Origin of the sequence: Paenibacillus sp. FSL H8-0175 (assembly GCF_045040615.1) — a bacterium.
In the GTDB taxonomy this organism is placed as follows: domain Bacteria; phylum Bacillota; class Bacilli; order Paenibacillales; family Paenibacillaceae; genus Paenibacillus_AQ; species Paenibacillus_AQ odorifer.
This window is the reverse complement of record NZ_CP150299.1, coordinates 6,363,790-6,384,948: the sequence shown is the minus strand read 5'-3', so window position 1 is coordinate 6,384,948 and position 21,159 is coordinate 6,363,790. Positions and strand designations below refer to the sequence as shown.

Here is a 21,159-nt window from a genome sequence, read left to right as displayed (position 1 = left end):
TTGATTAAGCAATCACGTTTCTTGCCCCAGGCTGAGGACAAGAACGTTATACTTCGCCGATTAGCTAAATAGATAACATTTAACTATAGTTCAATGTTATCTATTTAGCTAACTGGTAGATTAACGCTATAAGCCTCTTAGGAATAGTATGATTAAGTGAAAAAAGTATTCTAATGAATTCTCTAATGTGAATAAATACAAATTCCACTTCAGTTAATCCATTTTCTATACATATTTTTAATAGTATATTGAGGTAAATAAAGTGATTTTTCACTTTGATAAATCCGAAATTGCTTTGTCGGTATTATTTTATGGCTTCGTAAGGATTGCAAAACCAGCGAAATATGGGAGTTTAAAACAGATGTGTGCCGTAGTTAGTTTTATGAAAGGAAGGTATAGGGGTGAGTATTTATTACGCTTCAAGCAAAGAGGATATCACTAAGGATGCACTCCAAGAGTTATTTCTTTCGGTAGAATGGGAGTCTGGCAAGTATCCAAACGAGCTTTTACAAGCAATCGGAGGGTCTCATTCAATTGTTACCGCTTGGGAAGGAGGAAAGCTTGTCGGTTTAATAAATGCTTTGTCAGATGGTGTTTTAACGGTATATTTTCATTATATGCTTATTAATCCGAGTTATCAGAGTATAGGTATAGGTAAGGAAATGATGAATATAATGCTTGATAGATATAAAGGGTGTAAAACAAAGGTATTAATTTCTTATCCGCATGCAGTGGATTTTTATAATAAGTTTGGCTTTAATACAGAGGATGGAGCTACACCAATGTTTATCTCAGAGTTGATATGATTAAAATAACGGATCACGATAGTTTAATCGCAACAAGAAGGCAGCCGATCAGAGGATCAGCTGCCGTTTTTATTGAAGTAAAGGGGCAGGATAACTCAGTAATTTCGCGAATACTCAAAAGATGGAATTATCACAAAGCTCCCGAATAAGACGTTATAAGAAATCGGCGAGAAACTATAAGGAGCAGAAAACATGAAATGCCCTCACTGTAACAACGAATTAAGTGAACTTCCTTTATGTTACGGAAGTGAAGCACCATATTATTTTTACACTGTACCAGAAGAGAAAAGAACAGAATTAATTAGAGATTTTTGTGTAATTGATGAACAGCATTTCTTTATTAGAGGCCATATTGAAATACCAATAATCGATAGCAAAGAGAAATTTATATGGAGTGTGTGGGTTTCTCTTAGTGAAGAAAACTTTCTGAAGTCTAATGAATTATTGCACGTAGAAGGAAGGGGGACGGAAGAACCTTATTTTGGTTGGTTATCGACTGAACTTTCAATATATCCAATAACTACATTATCGTTAAAGACAATGGTGCATACACAAGAGGTTGGTGCTGTTCCGTTAATAGAATTAGAACAAACGAATCATCCACTTGCAGTTGAACAAAGAGAAGGAATTACAATGGAGAGAGTTAAAGAAATTGCTCATTTAATAAACCATAGTCAGTAAGAGAAAAATTTGAATCTATAGTCGAAGAAGCTGCCGACAGCTTATTAAATCATATCTACGCCAACAGACACCCCTGCAAGGCTAAACTCGGTGCGTAATGTCGTTTAAGCTAACAGGAGACTTTTGTTCAATGAAACAGAGACAGTCTTAATATTTTATTTTCTGCTGACAATGACACTTTTTTATCCAAAAGGCAAACTTTCGGAGGGTATATTCTTGAGGCAGACTAAGCTAACTGAAGTGTTTTTTTATAAGTTGTCGCCCGTGAAACACTCAACGTCACCCGTACTCCTATTAGGGAGTTAACGAGTGGCGTTTTTTCATGCCCGATTCTACAGATGTAGTATCAACAAGGCGTGCCCTAAATCATTACACCTATAAAGATCACGGGTTAAATTGCAATCAACTTCAGCTGATGGAAAGTTAGCTTTACATGTATAATCCAATGTGTTATTCTTACGGAAAGTTAACTTTCCATAATTGCTTCAGGAGGTAAGATATTGAAAAACAGGCTTGAAGAGATTAGAAAAGAAAAAGGTATTAAACAAGAAGAACTAGCGGATAAATTGGAAGTATCCAGGCAAACGATTGGTTCACTTGAAAATGGCCGGTATAACCCATCCATCATTCTTGCATTTAAGATTGCGCGATTTTTTGAAATGAGTATTGAAGATATTTTCATTTACGAGGAGGAGCTGGGTAATGAAAACGGCGAGTAAATGGGTGCTCTTAACAATTGCAGGTGCTATTATGGTTTATATGGGTGGATTTATTTTAACTGACGAGAAGCTAAAAGGAATTTCCGGTTTGCTCATTGGTGTGGGTTCAGTCCTTGCAGTGCTTGGAGTAGGAAATATGGTGTATTCGTTATGGCTTAATAAGCCCCAGAACAAAATAAAGAATGATGAGAAAGTTAGAATGAGTAAAATTGAGGCTAATGATGAACGGAAAATAAGAATAAGAGAAAAAGCGGGTTGGAAAACTAATATTGTTAACTTTTACATCCTAATGGCTCTAACTGTTGTATTTAGTTTAATGGGAGTAGATCAAACTGTAGTCACTGTGTTATGTGGTGTTTTTGTTTTTCAAATCTCCTTAGGAATCTTCCTATTTAATTATTATGCTAAGAGAATGTAATTGGAATGACGTAACATCAATTAGAATATTCGAAAATATTTTGTTAGGAGAGAATGACATGGAAGTATTTGCAGAATATTTAGCGCAGATTGATAACCCGCAACATAGGGAAAGAATGGAAGAGGTTTTAGCTTGGGTAGCTGGAAAATTTACTGATTTAAAGCCAAAAGTTGCGTGGAATCAGCCTATGTTTACCGATCACGATACTTTTATTATTGGTTTTAGTGTATCCAAACATCATTTGGCGGTTGCCCCTGAAATTGCAGGAATTAATCGTTTTTCTGATGAAATTGTGCAGGCAGGTTATGATCACACCAAGCAGTTGTTACGCATCCGGTGGGAAAGTCCAGTTGATTTCTCATTACTTGAAAAAATGATCGAGTTTAATATTTTGGATAAGGCAGACTGTTCAACTTTTTGGCGGAAATAAAACGTATTATTTAGCGTTTAATTCATTTTAAGCAAATTTATATGTGGAAGCACCGGAAGACAAGTCACTTTTTATATGTGATTTGTCTTTTTATTTGAATTCTCAGCACGAAATATTCAATATTTTGGAAGGTGGATGGAATGTTGGAAGCGAATTTATACACGTTAGTTCAACCTGATGAATGATGAAAAATGGAAGTGAGACAAATGGCTGCTGTAGGCGAGAGCTAATTCAGATTGGAGGATGAAAATGCCACTAAACGATGATCAACTATTAGAGCTATTAAGAGGTCAGGGTATTCCTGAGATTCTTGAGATTAAAAGAACAAAACAAGAAATACGCAATCGAGCAGCACTCAATAAAATAGAAGTGTATACGAAAGACAATAAGGTTTTGTCGTTATTAGAGAAAATTACGAAGTCAGATCATATCCCATTTGAAAATACTATTTACAATCATTACTCTACCAAGGATGTATCCGTTCCGAGAGTCTTTTTTAATAAATATGATACAGTTGGACAAGAAGGGATATTGTTGATGGAAGATCTGACCCCGACACATAACAATTTAGCTGACTGGGAAGTACCTATTGAATCTGATAAATTAGCAAACATTATTGATGTGATCGCACAGTTTCATTCTGCTTCTTGGGAGACAAGCGAGTTAGCTCATCCCGAGCATTTGAAAAGTATAGAGCATTATTTAAAGCATATTTCGTATTTGGAGAGAGATTATCTGGCTTTTAGAAAGCACCAGACTTATAACCTTGGGGAAGAACAGTTTAGTATTTACGAGAAGTGTTTACTTAGCTTGCGTGAAAATGCCCAGAAACATATTAGTCGTATCTCCAGATATCAAAATACAACATGCATCCATGGTGATCTAAATGTTGGCAATTTATTATATCCGATGTTCAGCAGTTCAAGGCCGTGCATCATTGATCTTGAAGCAGTGAAGGTTGGGCTTTGTACCGAGGATCTCGTTATGTTATTTATCCACGATTTGTTTCATGGCAGTGAGGAGACTACACGTATTTTTGATCTGTATTTTCATTCAATTAACAATAAAATCAGGAGCGCATACACGTACACACAATTTGTGGAGGACGTTAGATTATCGATTATGGAAGGAATCTTTTTTCCAATAAAGTTATTTGTCCATGAAGGAATTAAGGATGAGGAGCTTATATGGAAATCGATATATGCTTATAAGAATCTATTCTGAAAGGAAGTGGCCCTCGTTGTTTTTTCTTCAGATGTCTGGATACCCCGGATCAGGGAAGTCTTCATTAGCCAGAGTAATAGCGCAGCATACTTCTGCTGTTATTCTTGATCACGACATTGTAAAGTCTTCTCTTATGGAATCACTTGGAGCAAACATTGGGTTCAAGGAAGTTGGAAAAATTTCGTATGACATTGAATGGGCTTTGATAGATTTCCACTTATCTCAAGGTCATAATGTTATACTCGATAGCCCTTGTTTATACTCTGAAATGATAGAGAGAGGATTGAATCTGACCCGGAAATATAATGTGGAATATAAATATGTAGAATGTCTATTAAATGACTATGATGAGCTCAATAATAGACTGCGAAATAGAAAAAGAATGATTAGCCAGATTGAAAGAGTGCCTTCTGAAGAGACATTGCTAAAAACTATTGAAAATGCTAAAAAGCCATCTAATGTCAGAATACATATTGTTAATACAAAGGAACCGATTGAATCCTATATTAAAAGTGTCATTGAATACTTAAATACTTAGCCTAAATTTTGAGGAGGGGAACAGATGGATTTTGAGAAAGCAGCCCATTTCATTTGGACACATGGCAGATTATTAGAAAGAAGGGTTTTTGAATATATTTTCCACGGTGGATCAATGAGCAATGTTGTGACTTCACTAACAGCCTACCAAAACGAAGATGGTGGGTTTGGAAATGCAATAGAGCCGGATTTACGGGTACCCGGTAGTCAGCCACTTTTCATGGAATTTGCACTACGTTTTTTATATGACTGTAACATAAAAGACGAAGAACTTTCTCAAAAAGCATGTGATTATATTTCAAAGCATGCTGATTTAAAAAAAGGGATTCCAACAATATTTCCTTCATCAGCAAACTATCCAAGAGCAGAACATTGGAGTAACCCTCTTTCTACAGAGCCATCATTTAGCAGACTTACTGGTCTTGTCGGGCTTCTTAAGTGGCAAGGGATAGAACATTCCTGGCTTGATAAGGCGACAGAAATTTGTTTGGAAGATATTCACGCACAAGCATATGACGATGCGCATACAATTTTGACTGCATTTTATTTATTGGAAAGCTTACCTCAATCGGATTTTATCAAAGGATTATTTCAAAAATTATCTAAGGAGCTTATTACTGCCAACTTCTTTTGTATGGATGCCGCATCCCACAGTTATGGACTCTCTCCTCTAGAATTTTCGCCATCACCCACTTCTTACTGTAGCAGCATATTTTCTGATGAAACCATTCTTGATCACTTAAAAGTATTAGAACACCAACAGGATGATGATGGAGGATGGCAGATAACATGGGAGCCTCCCGGTGAAACAGCGAGGTTGGAATGGAGAGCCTATAAGACGCTAAAGAGTTTGATGATACTAAATTCATACAACAAGATTAATCTATGAGGCTATTGCGGAGATAATAAACAATCCAAGGAGAGGAACCTATGAACAAATTAAAGGTAATCATAGTTCCGTTATTCTTAATCTTTTTATTTGGATGTAGTAAGGAGCAAATTAGCGATAATTCAAAAAAAGAATATAGCAAAGCTGAACAATTTATTACCGATATGGGCTATCTGATCATTAGTAATGAAGGAATTGTTTCTGAATATTTATTAGATAAAAAACTGCTGACGGAAATGCCATACATACAATATTGGAGTGTTCAAAGTGTTGATCCAATCAATTATATAGGCAAGGAAATAACTACAAGTAAGTTCATCGTTAAAAACCACCCCTTAGATAATGAGAAGGATAATACAAAAAAACAAACCCTGATTTTTCTGCTAGAAGCAGACGATGAAGTGATAGGAGGTTATAGTTTTCCTGATTTCGCTGAATTACATATGGGCTGGGTTTATACCATTGATGGGAATACACTCGAAGAATTGACCGGAGAAGCTTTCCCGAAATGGTCTAAGGAGTGGAATTTAAGATATAAATAATGGCTGGGGAGTATTTATAAAGGAGCAGATATGAAAAAACTAATCCTAGTGCTTGTAGCTGTGGTTATTATTTCGAATGCGATATGGAGTTATTTATATTTCAATAAAGAGGTCGAAACAAATTTAAACACTGGTGTTCAAGTATATACACTTAAGGGTACAGGGATACATGGGATGTTTTAGATTACAAAATAATAATAAGGATGAAACAGTTCTTGTAAATGAAGCTAGGTCAACGGATGGACCCGTTTCAATATTAAGTAACACTGATATCGCGTCTATAACAGGTCCGTATTCGTATGACGAATTAAATAAAAATAGACAAAATTATGAAAATACCACTTTATCTATTACATGGAATGATAATGAAGGGGAGATTCATTCCGAAACAATAAGTTTAGATATTGAGAGTGAAATTTCTCTTAAGGATGATCTTTAAGGGTGATAAATCCAAGAGACTAAGATTGAATCGAAGATCCTCTACGCCCCAAAAGCCTGCCGGTACTTCACAGGAGACATGCCTTCAAACCTTCTGAACACTTTAATGAAATAGCTGGACTGGGCAAAACCGGACTGAGTAGCAACCTGAGCAATGGAGAGTCCTGTGGAAACTAGTAAAAGCTTGGCTTTAGCCAGCCGACAATCGGTTAAATAACGGTTAGGTGTTTTACCCATAACCACCCGGAACAGCCTTAGAAAATGATAGCTGCTGTACCCGGTCAATCTTGCCATCGATTCCAGAGACCAAGGGCTGGCACATTCGACATGAATGATATCTGCAGCACTGCGGATGGACTGCCTAACCTCGTGCGGTACTGAGCCGTGAAGCGGCTCGGAGTTCTGCAGCAATTTTACTAGAAGCTCATACAGCAGAGCAGATAGTCTTGGCTCGCTACGGGTCACGTAGGAAGCGCTTAGTATATACATTTCCTCGAATAGTTCGTCCAGCTTAGCATCCAAATCAAAAGTGAACAGGTATGCACGAGACTGGTCCACTTCTTCTAATAAGGGAAGGACAATTTCAGTGTTAAAATGAACCCAGCGGACATCCCAAGGCTCGCCTGGGTCAGAGCCGTATTGCTGATAAGCCCCTTTAGGGTACAGAAAACCTCGTCCTCTACTCATCGGAATACGTTCGCCCTCATGGAATACATAACCCTCCCCACCAAAGATCAAATGCAGGTTATAACTCCCCAGAAAACCTTCGCTTCTTCTCTCTGTATGTTGTGGAAAGTGAGTGTAATGTCCCAAAAATTCAGGATAACAGACATATTTCGAAAAAGCCGGTGTCGGCAAATACCATTGTTTCTTCATGTTTGGCAGCACCCGTTTCTGTAGCGCAACAGAGCGCAAGTTGGATTAAGGCAATGAACGCAAGATTGTTATATGATAGCAATATTTTGTTATATAAGACCTCTTATCATTGATACTACAATAGAATTATAAAATATTGAAAGCATATTTTTAATACTTTGGAGGTAATGATGAAGAAACCTGTCGCAACTGAAAAATTCGAGCTTGGCGTCTGTTATTATCCGGAGCACTGGCCAGAAAACATGTGGGAGGACGATTATCGCCGGATGCGTGAACTCGGCTTTACGATCATTCGGATGGGGGAGTTTGCTTGGTCTATTTTTGAACCGGCAGAAGGGCAGTTTCAGTTCGGGCTCTTTGATCGGGCGATTGATCTAGCACATAAATATGGTCTTCAGGTTGTACTTGGTACTCCGACGGCGACGCCTCCAGCTTGGTTGACTGATAAGTATCCCGAAGTTTTAAATGTTACCTACGAAGGTGTTACACTTCAGCATGGCATGCGCCGTCATTATAATTACAGCAGTCCTAAATACCGGGAACTGTGTGCACGTATTGCAGAACAAATGGCTGAACATTACGGCAATCATCCGGGTGTAGTTGGCTGGCAAATTGATAATGAGCTCAACTGTGAGATCAGTGAATTTTATTCGGAGAGTGACCATAAGGCTTTCCGGGAATGGCTACAGCAGAAATATGTTACACTTGAGCATTTGAACGAGGCTTGGGGAACTGTTTTTTGGAATCAAAGCTATAGTGACTGGTCTCAGGTCTATCTTCCACGTCCGACTCCAGTACCGAAGCAACCCAATCCTCATCAGGCATTGGATGAAAAACGGTTTATTTCGGACAATACAATTTCTTTTGCCAAAAACCAAGCGGATATCATCCGTAAACTTGCCCCTAAGCAGTGGGTAACCACGAACGGTCTGTTCGGGCATCTCGATAGCCATGAAATGACGGATGAACTGTTGGATTTCTTCAGCTATGATTCCTATCCTCAGTTCTCTACTATTTTTTATGACCCGAATGAGCGGAATCCGCTGAATGATAGAGGCTGGGGACTGTCGTTATCTGTTGTTCGTTCGATATCCCCGAATTTCTGCATTATGGAGCAGCAGTCGGGCCCGGGTGGCTGGGTGAACCGGATGGATATGCCTTCTCCAAAGCCCGGGCAGATGCGGTTATGGACTTATCAGTCGATCGCTCATGGAGCAGATATGGTGTTATATTTCCGCTGGCGGACAGCTACGATGGGCAATGAAATTTATTGGCATGGAATCAATGACTATCATAATCAGCCTAACCGGAGAGTGCGGGAAGCGGGGCAGATCGGTCAGGAGCTGGCAGCAGCAGGTCATGCGTTTGTCGGTACTCGTAATCAGGCTAACATTGCTATTGTTCGTGATTATGACAATGAGTGGGATGGAGAATACGATGTTTGGCATGGCCCGTTTATGTGGAAGAGCAATAAGGAGTGGTACAAGGCGCTTCAGCGGAAGCATATCCCGAATGAAGTACTCTATTTACGCAAAAAAACAACGCTGGAGGAGCTTGCAAGGTACGACGTGCTTATCTATCCTCACCCAGCGATTATGACAGATGAGACAGCAGCACTGCTGGATGAATATGTTCAGCAAGGCGGCAAACTGATCTTCGGCTGTAGAACCGGCTATAAGGATGAGCGCGGTCAATGTTATATGCGTCCTTTCCCAGGTGCTGCTAAGGATCTATGCGGGATCACAGTTGAAGAATTCACAATGGTTAAGGGCAGTCGTCAGCCAACAACAATTAGCTGGTCGGGCGTGACTGAAGTCGTTACAGGAGCAGATGACTTTAATGATATTCTCAAAATAGAGGAAGCTTCGGTTGAAGTGATGGCGGTTTACGCCTCTGATTATTATGCGGGAAAACCGGCGGTAACTAGAAATCGTCGCGGCAAGGGTGAGGTTTGGTATTACGGAGCCGTATTTAATGAACAGGCAGCGGCTGAGATCATAAATTTAATTGATCTACAATCGCCAGCAGATTGGCTGGAGCTCCCAGAAGAGGTAGAACTGCAAGTCCGTACCGGAGCTTCTTCCAGTTATGCTTTTTTGCTTAATTATAGTGAGACTCCTGTCACGATCCATCTTCATGAGACCAAAACAGATTTACTGAGCGGCACAACATTGTCGGGCGAGGTTCTTCTGGAAGGATTTGGGGTATTGGTGTTAAACTAACGTATACATTGATCTCACATTTGAGTAGATTTGGATAATTCTCTCTTTTCGGTTATACTTTGAAGTAGCAATTATATAGTCACGGGAGCTTGGTGGAACCAGGCTGAGAGGATAGTTATAACTATCGACCGTCAAACCTGATCTGGATAATGCCAGCGGAGGAAATGGAGCTCTATTTCTATTTGTCTACTCTAAGGCCGCATCTTATACAGATGTGGCCTTTTCTATGTGTGGGGAGTAGACCGTCTCCGCTTGATCAAATCACCTTATAGGAGGAATTGAGATGACAAGCGAATTGAACAACGATCCAATCAATCTATCAGCTTTTCCAGCAAGTCAAAAAGTGTATGTAAAGGGTTCACGGCCTGATATTCAGGTGCCTATGCGGGAGATCTCACTTAGTCCAACTGCGGGCATAGACGGCGAAGAGGAGAATGCCCCAATTCATGTCTATGACACAAGCGGGGCTTACACGGATGCTAATATTCATACTGATATTCGTCAGGGGTTAGAGCCCAATCGTCTAAGCTGGATTGAGGAACGAGGGGATGCGGAAGCGTACGAAGGAAGAACCGTGAAGCCTGAAGATAACGGGAATGCAACGGGAAAAGCTGTGGCGGAAGTGTTTCCAGCGCTCCATAGAAAACCTTTGCGAGCGAAAAAGGGGCGTAATGTCTCTCAAATGCATTATGCACGCAAAGGGATTATTACTTCGGAAATGGAATACGTTGCGATTCGTGAGAATGTGGCACCGGAATTTGTAAGAGATGAAGTAGCCCGCGGCCGCGCCATCATTCCAGCGAATATCAATCATCCAGAGAGTGAACCAATGATTATTGGACGCAATTTTTTAGTGAAGATCAATGCCAATATAGGAAATTCCGCAGTATCCTCATCCATAGAGGAAGAGGTAGAGAAGATGAGATGGGCCACCCGCTGGGGTGCAGATAATATAATGGATCTCTCAACAGGTAAAAACATTCATACGACACGCGAGTGGATCATCCGTAATTCTCCTGTTCCTATTGGAACGGTGCCTATCTATCAAGCGTTGGAAAAAGTGAATGGGAAAGCGGAAGATTTAACGTGGGAAGTATACCGTGATACGCTCATTGAGCAAGCGGAGCAAGGGGTTGATTATTTTACCATTCATGCGGGGGTTCTGCTTCGTTATATCCCGTTGACTGCACAACGTATGACAGGCATTGTTTCAAGAGGTGGCTCCATCATGGCGGCATGGTGTCTTGCGCATCATCAAGAGAACTTTTTATATACACATTTTGAAGAGATATGTGAAATCATGAAGCTGTACGATGTTTCTTTTTCCCTAGGCGATGGATTACGTCCGGGTTCGATTGCTGATGCGAATGATGAAGCACAATTTGCCGAGTTAGAGACGTTAGGTGAATTAACAGCTATAGCTTGGAGTCATGATGTACAGGTGATGGTAGAGGGTCCAGGACATGTGCCGATGCACTTGATTAAAGAGAATATGGATAAGCAACTTGAAACTTGTAACGAAGCCCCTTTTTATACATTAGGTCCACTGACTACAGATATTGCGCCTGGTTATGATCATATTACCTCTGCTATAGGTGCAGCGATGATTGGTTGGTTCGGTACAGCTATGTTATGTTACGTAACTCCGAAGGAACATCTTGGCCTGCCTAATAAGGAAGATGTACGTATAGGGGTCATTACTTATAAAATAGCGGCTCATGCCGCAGATTTGGCGAAAGGGCATAAAGGAGCACAAGACCGGGATAATGCTCTTTCGAAAGCCCGTTTTGAATTTCGTTGGCGTGATCAATTTCATTTATCGTTAGATCCTGAGCGAGCGCTCGAATATCATGATGAGACATTGCCTGCGGAAGGCGCTAAAACAGCTCATTTCTGTTCCATGTGCGGGCCGAAATTTTGCAGTATGAAGATCTCTCATAATATCCGGAATACGACGAGAATTGAATCAGGAATGCAAGAGAAGGCGCAAGAGTTTCTCCAAGGCGGGAGCCTCATTTATAGATAACTTTTTCTGCTAAAAAGAAATATCTAAAAGAAGTCGTCATTGGCGGCTTCTTCTTTTATACTTTGAATAGATAGGAGTTGATGAAATGGAAGCGATTCGTTCAGAGGAAGCCATTTTAGAGGATTTAAGTAATAGTTTCTATCATTTTTTTGGATTGAAAGTCCTTCATGCTACCCCAATAAAACGTGGCTGGTTAAATCTTAAATGGAAAATCATAACGGAATCAGGACCATTTCTACTTAAACAATACAACAAAAAAAGATATAAATTGTATAATCCAGAAGAACTGAGCTTCGCCTTTTCTCAACAGAAAAGATTGTATCTACAGGGACTCCCATGTCCCGGATTGTTGGCTTATAACCATAAAGTTTTACTGGAATCAGATATGGGAGAGACGTTTATGGTTATGGAATATTGTGAAGGGCGTGTCATAGAGCCGGGCAAAATTAACATCCTTCAAATGTTTGATTTGGGTCGTGCCACAGGTAAAATGCATCGTTTATTAAATGATGGGACCCTTAGTTTGAAAAGAACCCCACAATTTATTCCCCAAAGCCCTGAGGAACGTTTAGAACATTGGAATGTACTCCTACAACAATCAAAGGAAATGGGCAAAACTTCACTCATCACTGACCTAGAGATACAACTGAGAGCGACTGAAGAAATAGATCCGGAAATATTCGAAGGACTTGTAGCTGGATGGGCACATCGTGATTTATGGGTTGATAATCTTTTATTTCAAGATAGCCAATTGTCTGCAATTCTAGATTTTGATCGGTTCAAATATGATTATCCGCAGCTTGATGTAGCGCGAGCAGTGATGTCATGTGCTTTAGATGAAGATTTAGATGGAGCACTAGCTTCAGCATTTATTGACGGATATCGTGAGGAACGAACGGTGGAGCAAGGGGATTTAACAAAATCATTGCAGTTGTTGTGGTATATGGAAAGCCCGTGGTGGATTAATGCCGCGATGGACAAACATAGTGTACCTCCAAAACGTTTTGCAAAAGAAATGAATTGGCTGGCTAAGAACCTGAACAATTTACCTGCTATCTTAGGGAACTTATAGTGAAAACGATTGAATTATAGCCTAAAAGATGCATTGACCAGCAAAAGTTTGGCGCTTATAATCTTAACAAGGAAAATTCATCAGATATTGAACCGTTTGTAAACGCATACAATGAGTTTTTTCCTTATTAATCATTGAAGGAGGAGATTAAAACTATTAAGTATTTCTTTTTTTCTCATTTTTGCAAACGTTTGCACATCACGATAGGCTTAAAATCGTAAGCTGCACTTAAAATTATGAGGAGGTTATTTACTTGGTATCCAAACAATCCAGGCGTTATATTTCGTGGTTAATTATTTTTTCACTCATTTTTAGTTTATTTGGTTTATCGGGTGGAGCATCGGCCAGCAATACGGATCATACAGTCACCTATACCAATCCTACAGCGGCAGCTGTGACCTTACATTGGACTACGAATAACTGGGCTAATACTACGGACACGGTGATGACCAAAAATGGAACCACGTTCATCGCCAACCTCAATGTTCAGGAAGGCGCCACCCTAATTTATTGTTATCACATCACGGCTCCAACGGATAGTTGGGACAATAACGGCGGGAAGAACTGGACGGTTGTTATTCCGGTCGCCGGAAAATACGAAGCAGAGAGTGCATCCCTATCTGGTGGTGCAAAAGTAAATACGAATCACACTGGATATTCGGGCACTGGTTTTGTTGATGGATATACAACTACAGGAGCAGCCACCACTTTTAACGTCCAGGCTTCCGCAGCAGGGTCCTATAATGCCACGCTTCACTATGCTAATGCATCCGGCAGTGCTAAAAAAGTGTCCATTTATGTCAATGGAATAAAGGTTACACAGACAACATTAGCCAACCTGACCAACTGGGATACATGGGCAGACCAAACAGAAACACTCTCTTTACAGGCAGGAAATAACACGCTTGCTTATAAATATGACTCGGATGATAGCGGGAATATTAATATCGACTATGTGACCCTTTCGGCCGGAGCTACACCAACACCAACGATAACTCCTAACCCAACAGTGACACCAACACCTACGGTAACTCCTACCCCAACAGTGACGCCAACACCTACGGTAACTCCTACACCAACAGTGACGCCAACACCTACCATAACACCCACACCAACGCCAACACCTACCGTAACTCCTACACCAACGCCAACAGTGACGCCAACACCTACACCTACTTCAGCGGGGCTAACCGTTCACTTTAAGAAACCAGCAAGCTGGAATGCAGCGATCCGCATCCATTACTGGAATCTGAATCCGGCAACCATTCCGACTAGTGGAGCGTGGCCGGGAATACTGATGAAATCGGACGGGAACGATTGGTATAGCTATACTGTTCCAAATGCTACAGGGGCAAGCCTGATCTTTAATGACGGCAATGGCAAACAGACAGCTGACTTATCTCGCAGCGTAAAAGAGGGCTGGTATAACTCAGATAACGTATGGTATGACGCCAATCCAGACGTTCCTAAGGTTCCGGTGATAACCGTCTCTCCTGTGCCCAAAACCTATGATTCTGCCCAAACGGTGACCCTATCCAGTACAAATAGCGGCGATAAAATTTATTATACGACCGACGGATCAACACCTACGACAACCTCAACGTTGTATACGACTCCAATCCAAGTACCTTCTTCTTTGACTATCAAAGCATTCGGCGTTAACTCTATAGGGCAAGCGGGTAATGTAGGCTCTTTTGCTTATGTGATTGATCTGAATGCCGATTTGCAAGCTCCGATTATCACTGCGAATCTGCCTGTTGGGAATTCGAGCTCAGCGGTTTCCGTATCTTTTAATATAAAAGACAACAAGGCGGCAACAACCACAGCATATTACACAGATAATGGTACGGAACCAACAACGAGTTCAAAAGTCTATATTTCAGGCAATGCACTGACATCTCTTACCGGACCGTCTATCTTGATTAATAAGACGACAACCTTAAAATTCCTTGTGATCGATGGTGCCGGAAATGAAACTAAACAGAGTTTTGTTTATAACATTGGTAATAAGGGCGATTTTCGTGAAGATACGATTTATTTTGTAATCACTTCCCGGTTTTATGATGGTGATTCGAGTAACAATGAGCATGCATGGGAGGATGCCAAGGCAGGAAATCCGGACTCTGATCCAGCTTGGCGAGGGGATTTCAAAGGACTGATTCAAAAGCTCGATTACATTAAAGCCTTAGGATTCAGTGCCATCTGGATTACACCTGTGGTGCAGAATGCCAGCGGTTATGATTATCATGGGTACCATGCAATAAATTTTGCAAAAGTAGATCCAAGATATGAATCCGCAGGGGCATCTTATCAGGATTTGATCAATGCAGCACACGCTAGAGGGATAAAGGTTATTCAAGATATTGTCGTCAATCATACCGGTAATTTTGGAGAAGAAAATCTGTTCCCGATGTTCAAAAAAGATCCAACGGCGGCGGACACCGTGAGTAACATGCTCAAAATTACGGATAAGCTGCCAGCTAACTATGATTCCATGACCCCGGATCAGCAATATCAGGCAAGACTTGCCTTAATGAAGACTGCGGAGACTAACAATAATATTTACCATACGGAAAAAAGTCTTTCTTGGGAGTCTTACACCGTCCAGACAGGACAGATTGCGGGAGACTGTGTGGACTTAAACACAGAGAATCCTCTAGTGAATCAGTATCTAATCGACAGCTATAATCAATATATTGATATGGGTGTGGATGCTTTCCGGGTCGATACTGTAAAGCATGTAAGCCGGTATATTTTTAACAAATATTTTGTGCCGGCATGGAAAACAAGAGGGGGCTCAGACTTCTTTGTCTTTGGGGAAGTGGCTACTCGGTACAGAGATGTGTGGAACAGTGGAATTCCGGCGATATCAACACCATTTTATACTTGGAAAAGCTCAAAACCCTATCCAGGTGACGGTCAAAATGACTACGCTTCCAACAAGCTATCGGTGGAACAAGAGTGGGCAGATAACTCTACTACAGCAGGACAACCTACCTCTAACAATGCATTTTTAACAGGAAATACTTATCATGCGCCTGACTATTCGATGAAATCGGGTATGGATGTTATTGATTTTCCAATGCACTGGGCCTTCAAGACTGCTCAGGAAGCATTTAGTATGAGAAGCGGTGATCAATTCTATAATGATGCTACCTGGAATGTAACTTATATTGACTCTCATGACTATGCACCTGACCAAGCACCAGAAAATCAAAGATTTGCAGGCACACAGGACACTTGGGCTGAGAATCTCGCGCTGATGTTCACCTTCCGAGGAATACCTGCGATCTATTATGGTTCTGAAATTGAGTTCAAAAAAGGATCAGTCATCGATGTAGGTCCAAATGCGCCGTTAAGTACAACAGGCCGTGCTTACTTTGGCGAACATATTGAGGGTAGTGTTACTGTTCAAGATTACGGTAAATATACCAATGCTACTGGCACACTTGCAGACTCGTTAAATTATCCTCTGGCGAAACATATCAGACAACTTAATTTAATTAGAAGAGCTGTTCCTGCTTTGCAAAAAGGCCAATATTCTACAGAAAATGTATCAGGTGATTTGGCATTTAAAAGAAGATACACTGATAGTAGCAAAGGAATCGATAGCTTTGCTTTGGTTACGATCTCAGGAAATGCAACATTCACCGGAATTCCTAACGGAACATATGTGGATGCGGTCACTGGTGATACCAAAACCGTTACCAACGGTGTGATCACAATCAACTGCTCCGGGAAAGGAAATGCACGGGTGTATGTATTGAACGGTAGTGGTGGAATCGGAGAGTCAGGAACCTATTTGAAGTAGGACCTTGTATATTAGTTATCAAAAATAGCCTCAGTTCGGGATGAACCCGTACTGAGGTTACTTTATAGTACAGAATAGTTCAGCGAATAGTAGAAGACATCGAATTGTAGAAATTGAACTACATAAAACATGTAAACTAAACCATAATAGTCAATAAGCACGAATGAGCATCAGTCAGATGATAAAGTGTTGTATTTAAATCCGAAAGAAAGGAATTTGTATGAACATTTAGCGACTGACAACGATTATCATATTAGAATTATTATAAATAACTTGACAGGCCTTAATTTGGTTAATTATAATAATTATAAATAGTATCCACTCTATTCATAAATTAAACCCAAAGGAGATTAAACAATATGTCATTAATCGGAACAGAAGTACTACCATTCAAAGCAAGCGCATTTCAAGATGGGAAATTTATCGATGTTACAGAAGAAAACTTCAAAGGTAAATGGAGTGTAGTTTGCTTTTACCCAGCTGACTTCACATTCGTATGCCCAACTGAACTAGAAGATTTGCAGAACCAATATGAAACCCTCAAACAACTAGGTGTTGAAGTATATTCCGTTTCTACTGACACACACTTTACACATAAAGCATGGCATGAAAGCTCCGCAGCAATTGGCAAGGTGAAGTACATTATGATCGGCGATCCTTCCCATGTGGTTTCCCGCAACTTTGATGTATTGATCGAAGCTGACGGTCTTGCAGATCGTGGTACATTCATCATTGATCCAGACGGTGTTATTCAAACTGTTGAGATTAATGCTGGTGGTATCGGTCGCGATGCTAGCGCTCTTGTTAACAAAATTAAAGCAGCGCAATATGTACGCAATCATCCAGGTGAAGTTTGCCCAGCGAAATGGTCGGAAGGTGCAGAAACTCTTAAACCAAGTCTCGATCTTGTAGGTAAGATTTAAGGAGCGAAAGCTAAATGAAACTAGATCAAGAAATAAAAGCTCAACTAGCGCAATACCTTGAACTCTTGGAAGGCGATGTAGTACTGAAACTCAGTGCAGGCGCTGACGAGGCATCACAAGAGATGACCGAACTAGTTGATGAAATTGCCAAAATGTCACCTAGGATTACGGTGGAAAGAACCGAACTGTCTAGAACCCCAAGCTTTAGTGTAAATCGTGTGGGTGAAGATACGGGCGTAACCTTTGCCGGAACTCCGCTTGGACACGAATTTACTTCATTAGTATTGGCTCTGTTGCAGGTTAGCGGAAGAGCTCCTAAGGTTGAGCAAAGTGTAATTGATCAGATCAAAGGCATTAGTGGTGAATATAAGTTTGAAACTTATGTTAGCCTGAGCTGTCATAATTGCCCTGATGTTGTACAAGCACTGAATCTTATGAGTATCTTTAATCCGGGCATTACCCATACGATGATTGACGGTGGAGTATTCAAAGAAGAGGTAGAAAGCAAAGAAATTATGTCTGTTCCAAGCGTCTACCTTAATGGTGAATTTTTCGAAAGTGGTCGTATGACGGTTGAAGAAATTTTAGCTAAAATGGGCAGCAGTGTGGACGCATCAGAGTTTGACAATAAAGCTCCATATGATGTGCTTGTTGTCGGCAGCGGCCCAGCTGGTGCAAGTGCAGCCATTTACGCGGCACGTAAAGGTATTCGTACAGGTATTGTTGCTGAACGCTTTGGCGGACAGGTTAACGACACGCTTGGTATCGAGAACTTTATTAGTGTGAAGTACACTGAAGGTCCTCAACTCGTAGCTAAACTTGAAGAGCAAGTAAAAGAGTATGGCATTGATGTGATGAAATTGCAGCGTGTCAGACGTCTAGACAAAAATGACTTAATTGAAGTTGAACTCGAGAACGGTGCTGTTCTAAAGAGTAAGACGGTCATTCTGTCTACAGGTGCTCGTTGGCGGAATATGGGCGTGCCTGGTGAAGCTGAATTCAAGAACAAAGGTGTAGCCTACTGCCCACACTGTGATGGTCCTTTGTTTGCAGGCAAAGATGTTGCAGTTGTTGGCGGCGGTAACTCAGGTATTGAGGCAGCTATTGACCTTGCAGGTATAGTGAAGCATGTAACGGTTCTGGAATTTGCTCCAGAGCTCAAAGCTGATGCTGTACTGCAAGATCGTCTCTATAGCCTTCCTAACGTTACTGTTCATAAAAACGTGCAAACTAAAGAGATTACCGGAACTGATAAGGTAAATGGTATTTCTTATGTTGATCGTGCGACAGAAGAGACTCACCATGTTGAATTGCAGGGTGTATTTGTACAGATTGGTCTGGTTCCAAATACAGAATGGCTAGGTGACACAGTTGAACGTACTCGCGTAGGTGAGATTGTTGTAGATAGCCATGGTGCTACTAGCTTACCAGGAGTATTTGCTGCTGGTGACTGCACTAATAGTGCTTATAAACAAATCATTATCTCGATGGGATCCGGTGCAACTGCAGCGCTAGGAGCATTTGATTATCTGATCCGTAACTAATCGATATTATTAGTAACAGCAAGAGAACGAAAGCCCTCACTTTTCACAAAGTGGGGGTTTTTTTTATCTTTTGTGAGAGAGAAATGGGTGTTTATAAACTTTTTTGGAGGATTTTATGAAGATTTTCGCGAATACATATCTAAAATATGAATTAAGCAAAATTAAGGATTTAGATTAAATGCATGTCTGCAAGGCATAATCTGGTTAGACTTGGTGCGCTATAAATAACGTTTTGCTGGAATGGAGACTATATTTCTGTGATTAACAACATTGAATCTTTAGACAAATTTATCTCACTTATACCAATTATAAAATTATCTATCCCCGCTGATTTATCAATAGCGATATGTGATTTGGAACGGTTCGTTGCTTATTTTCCTGGCGACACCATAAATTTAAACATTAACGAAGGACAACCTTTACACAAAGAAGAACCGCTTTACTTAGCGATACAAGAGAATCGTACCTTGAAGTCCGATGTTCCAGCCCACTTTTATGGATTTGAGTTTACAGGTACAGCAACACCTCTTCACGATCAAACGGGACAAGTCATTGGCGGGATTGCAGTTCAGATTCGAAGACAAAGTGAATTAAAAGCTATTGTAGAACAAATCTCGGAATCATTATCCCAAGCCAATGAGCAAATTAATAATATTTCCTATGGTGTAAGTTCACTTTCCGATCACTCTCAGGAACTACTCATTCAATCTCAGCAGGCTGGAAAAGATGTGGAGAATACAACAGAAGTCCTATCCATTATAAACAGGGTTGCTGATCAAACGAATTTACTTGGGCTGAATGCTGCAATAGAAGCAGCGCATGCAGGTGAGAAAGGTAGAAGTTTTGAAGTCGTAGCCAAGGAAATCCGGAAATTTTCAAGGGAAACCGTCGCCTCGACGCAAAACATAAATAAAACCATGTTACAGATTAAGGGAATTACGAATCAAATGGCTAATTCGATAGAGAAGATAGCAGCTATCGGCCAAGAACAGGCGGCATCTGTTCAGCATACTTCTACATTTATTGAGGAAATAAAGATAATGTCCCAAAAACTTAATGAGTTTGCTAATAAATTATAAAAAGAGATTCAGTAGCAGTATTTTTGTCGCAATAAAAGAAAATTTTAAACGTATATTTAAAATCATGAATGGTATAGTAAGATAGTAATGAGTAATCAACATAGGAGGAATAAATTATGTCAACGCCGCACAATGCAGCACAAAATGGTGAAATCGCCAAAACAGTATTAATGCCAGGAGATCCTTTGAGAGCGAAGTATATTGCAGAAACCTATTTGGAGAACCCAACCCAATTTAATACGGTACGTAATATGTTTGGATATACAGGAACTTATAAAGGCAAAGAGGTTTCGGTAATGGGTTCGGGAATGGGAATGCCAAGTATCGGTATTTATTCTTATGAACTATACAAAAACTATGGTGTGGAAAACATCATTCGTATCGGTAGTGCTGGAGCATATACTGATAAATTGAATTTATTTGACGTGGTGTTGGCGGATAGCGCGTGGAGTGAATCTACATATGCCTATGTGCAAAGCGGTGTAGAAGGAGATATCCAGCTGCCAAGTAAAGAATTGAACGAAGTCATTGAAGCAGCGGCTACACGTATTAACAAGCCAGTTCTGACGGCGAGAATTCATTCCAGCGATGTATTCTATCATGAAGACAATGTGCCTGGAGTTAATGAATTTTACAATGAACATGGCTGTGTTTGTGTAGAAATGGAGAGTTATGCGTTGTTCCATAATGCGAAAGTGTTAGGTAAACAAGCTGCATGTATTCTTACCATTTCCGATTCGTTAGTTACTCATGCTGTAACCACGGCAGAAGAAAGACAAAATTCTTTCAACGGCATGATGGAAGTAGCTTTAGAAGCAGCGATTTCTATTTAATAAAAAAGATTAAGCAGCTTAAAAAGTTCTACGAGAAAAAGCTTGAAAGCCTATTAAATTCAGGATTAAGTCCTGATATTTAATAGGTT

20 protein-coding genes and 1 riboswitch are annotated in these 21,159 nt (G+C 40.4%); of the genes, 19 read left to right on the top strand and 1 reads right to left on the bottom strand.

All coding sequences use genetic code 11. The features are described from left to right. The first annotated feature begins 401 nt into the window (after window positions 1-401). From MHH46_RS28270 to MHH46_RS28220, 11 genes are all read left to right on the top strand, one after another. Entirely contained in the window at window positions 402-806 is a 405-nt protein-coding gene (locus tag MHH46_RS28270; RefSeq protein WP_038573410.1) for a GNAT family N-acetyltransferase, read from the top strand. A gap of 192 nt (window positions 807-998) precedes the next feature. Next, a complete protein-coding gene (locus MHH46_RS28265; protein ID WP_076194036.1) occupies window positions 999-1,487 on the top strand; it encodes a DUF2199 domain-containing protein in 489 nt (162 codons plus the stop codon). Between the two features lie 500 nt (window positions 1,488-1,987). After that, window positions 1,988-2,206 carry a helix-turn-helix transcriptional regulator gene (locus tag MHH46_RS28260; RefSeq protein WP_038573407.1) on the top strand — a complete coding sequence of 73 codons (219 nt, stop codon included), beginning with the start codon at window positions 1,988-1,990 and terminating at the stop codon, window positions 2,204-2,206. After that, window positions 2,190-2,624, top strand: a complete 435-nt coding sequence (locus MHH46_RS28255) for a hypothetical protein (protein ID WP_076129794.1) — start codon at window positions 2,190-2,192, stop codon at window positions 2,622-2,624. The genes MHH46_RS28260 and MHH46_RS28255 overlap by 17 nt, the downstream gene beginning before the upstream one ends. Before the next feature lie 58 nt (window positions 2,625-2,682). Beyond that, on the top strand, window positions 2,683-3,054 hold the full coding sequence (locus MHH46_RS28250; protein ID WP_076138373.1) for an iron chaperone: 372 nt from the start codon (window positions 2,683-2,685) through the stop codon (window positions 3,052-3,054). 249 nt (window positions 3,055-3,303) lie between these two features. Next, window positions 3,304-4,278: an aminoglycoside phosphotransferase family protein gene (locus MHH46_RS28245; protein WP_076186544.1), complete on the top strand. Its 975-nt coding sequence runs from the start codon at window positions 3,304-3,306 to the stop codon at window positions 4,276-4,278. Between the two features lie 16 nt (window positions 4,279-4,294). Further along, window positions 4,295-4,816 (top strand): AAA family ATPase, encoded by a 522-nt coding sequence (locus tag MHH46_RS28240; protein ID WP_076186542.1) that lies wholly within the window; start codon window positions 4,295-4,297, stop codon window positions 4,814-4,816. 24 nt (window positions 4,817-4,840) lie between these two features. Continuing rightward, the gene (locus tag MHH46_RS28235) at window positions 4,841-5,704 is read left to right on the top strand and encodes a hypothetical protein (RefSeq protein WP_076194038.1); all 864 of its coding nucleotides are present in this window, start codon (window positions 4,841-4,843) and stop codon (window positions 5,702-5,704) included. A 41-nt stretch (window positions 5,705-5,745) separates the two neighbouring features. Further along, window positions 5,746-6,246 carry a hypothetical protein gene (locus MHH46_RS28230; protein WP_076194041.1) on the top strand — a complete coding sequence of 167 codons (501 nt, stop codon included), beginning with the start codon at window positions 5,746-5,748 and terminating at the stop codon, window positions 6,244-6,246. Between the two features lie 30 nt (window positions 6,247-6,276). Next, window positions 6,277-6,429 (top strand): hypothetical protein, encoded by a 153-nt coding sequence (locus tag MHH46_RS28225; protein WP_179086325.1) that lies wholly within the window; start codon window positions 6,277-6,279, stop codon window positions 6,427-6,429. After that, a complete protein-coding gene (locus MHH46_RS28220; protein WP_076194044.1) occupies window positions 6,416-6,685 on the top strand; it encodes a hypothetical protein in 270 nt (89 codons plus the stop codon). Before MHH46_RS28225 ends, MHH46_RS28220 begins: the two co-directional genes overlap by 14 nt. 41 nt (window positions 6,686-6,726) lie before the next feature. Here MHH46_RS28220 and MHH46_RS28215 read toward each other — a convergent pair whose 3' ends face one another. Continuing rightward, window positions 6,727-7,560 (bottom strand): AraC family transcriptional regulator, encoded by an 834-nt coding sequence (locus MHH46_RS28215; RefSeq protein ID WP_076129799.1) that lies wholly within the window; start codon window positions 7,558-7,560, stop codon window positions 6,727-6,729. Window positions 7,561-7,730: 170 nt separating this feature from the next. Here MHH46_RS28215 and MHH46_RS28210 point away from each other — a divergent pair, with 170 nt between their 5' ends. From MHH46_RS28210 to deoD, 8 genes are all read left to right on the top strand, one after another. Beyond that, complete coding sequence (locus MHH46_RS28210) at window positions 7,731-9,782, top strand: beta-galactosidase (protein ID WP_076194047.1); 2,052 nt, start codon at window positions 7,731-7,733, stop codon at window positions 9,780-9,782. A gap of 71 nt (window positions 9,783-9,853) precedes the next feature. Beyond that, a riboswitch (TPP riboswitch) is annotated at window positions 9,854-9,962 on the top strand. A gap of 103 nt (window positions 9,963-10,065) precedes the next feature. Further along, window positions 10,066-11,808: a phosphomethylpyrimidine synthase ThiC gene (thiC, locus tag MHH46_RS28205; protein WP_076194050.1), complete on the top strand. Its 1,743-nt coding sequence runs from the start codon at window positions 10,066-10,068 to the stop codon at window positions 11,806-11,808. A gap of 85 nt (window positions 11,809-11,893) precedes the next feature. After that, complete coding sequence (locus tag MHH46_RS28200; RefSeq protein WP_076194052.1) at window positions 11,894-12,880, top strand: phosphotransferase; 987 nt, start codon at window positions 11,894-11,896, stop codon at window positions 12,878-12,880. A 253-nt stretch (window positions 12,881-13,133) separates the two neighbouring features. Next, a complete protein-coding gene (locus tag MHH46_RS28195; RefSeq protein ID WP_179086326.1) occupies window positions 13,134-16,691 on the top strand; it encodes an alpha-amylase family glycosyl hydrolase in 3,558 nt (1,185 codons plus the stop codon). Between the two features lie 359 nt (window positions 16,692-17,050). Further along, entirely contained in the window at window positions 17,051-17,614 is a 564-nt protein-coding gene (gene ahpC, locus MHH46_RS28190) for an alkyl hydroperoxide reductase subunit C (protein WP_036681373.1), read from the top strand. Between the two features lie 14 nt (window positions 17,615-17,628). Then, window positions 17,629-19,158 carry an alkyl hydroperoxide reductase subunit F gene (gene ahpF, locus MHH46_RS28185; protein ID WP_076194054.1) on the top strand — a complete coding sequence of 510 codons (1,530 nt, stop codon included), beginning with the start codon at window positions 17,629-17,631 and terminating at the stop codon, window positions 19,156-19,158. A gap of 257 nt (window positions 19,159-19,415) precedes the next feature. Continuing rightward, a complete protein-coding gene (locus MHH46_RS28180; RefSeq protein WP_076129804.1) occupies window positions 19,416-20,237 on the top strand; it encodes a methyl-accepting chemotaxis protein in 822 nt (273 codons plus the stop codon). Between the two features lie 116 nt (window positions 20,238-20,353). Next, the gene (deoD, locus tag MHH46_RS28175; protein ID WP_036681380.1) at window positions 20,354-21,070 is read left to right on the top strand and encodes a purine-nucleoside phosphorylase; all 717 of its coding nucleotides are present in this window, start codon (window positions 20,354-20,356) and stop codon (window positions 21,068-21,070) included. Window positions 21,071-21,159: the final 89 nt, after the last annotated feature.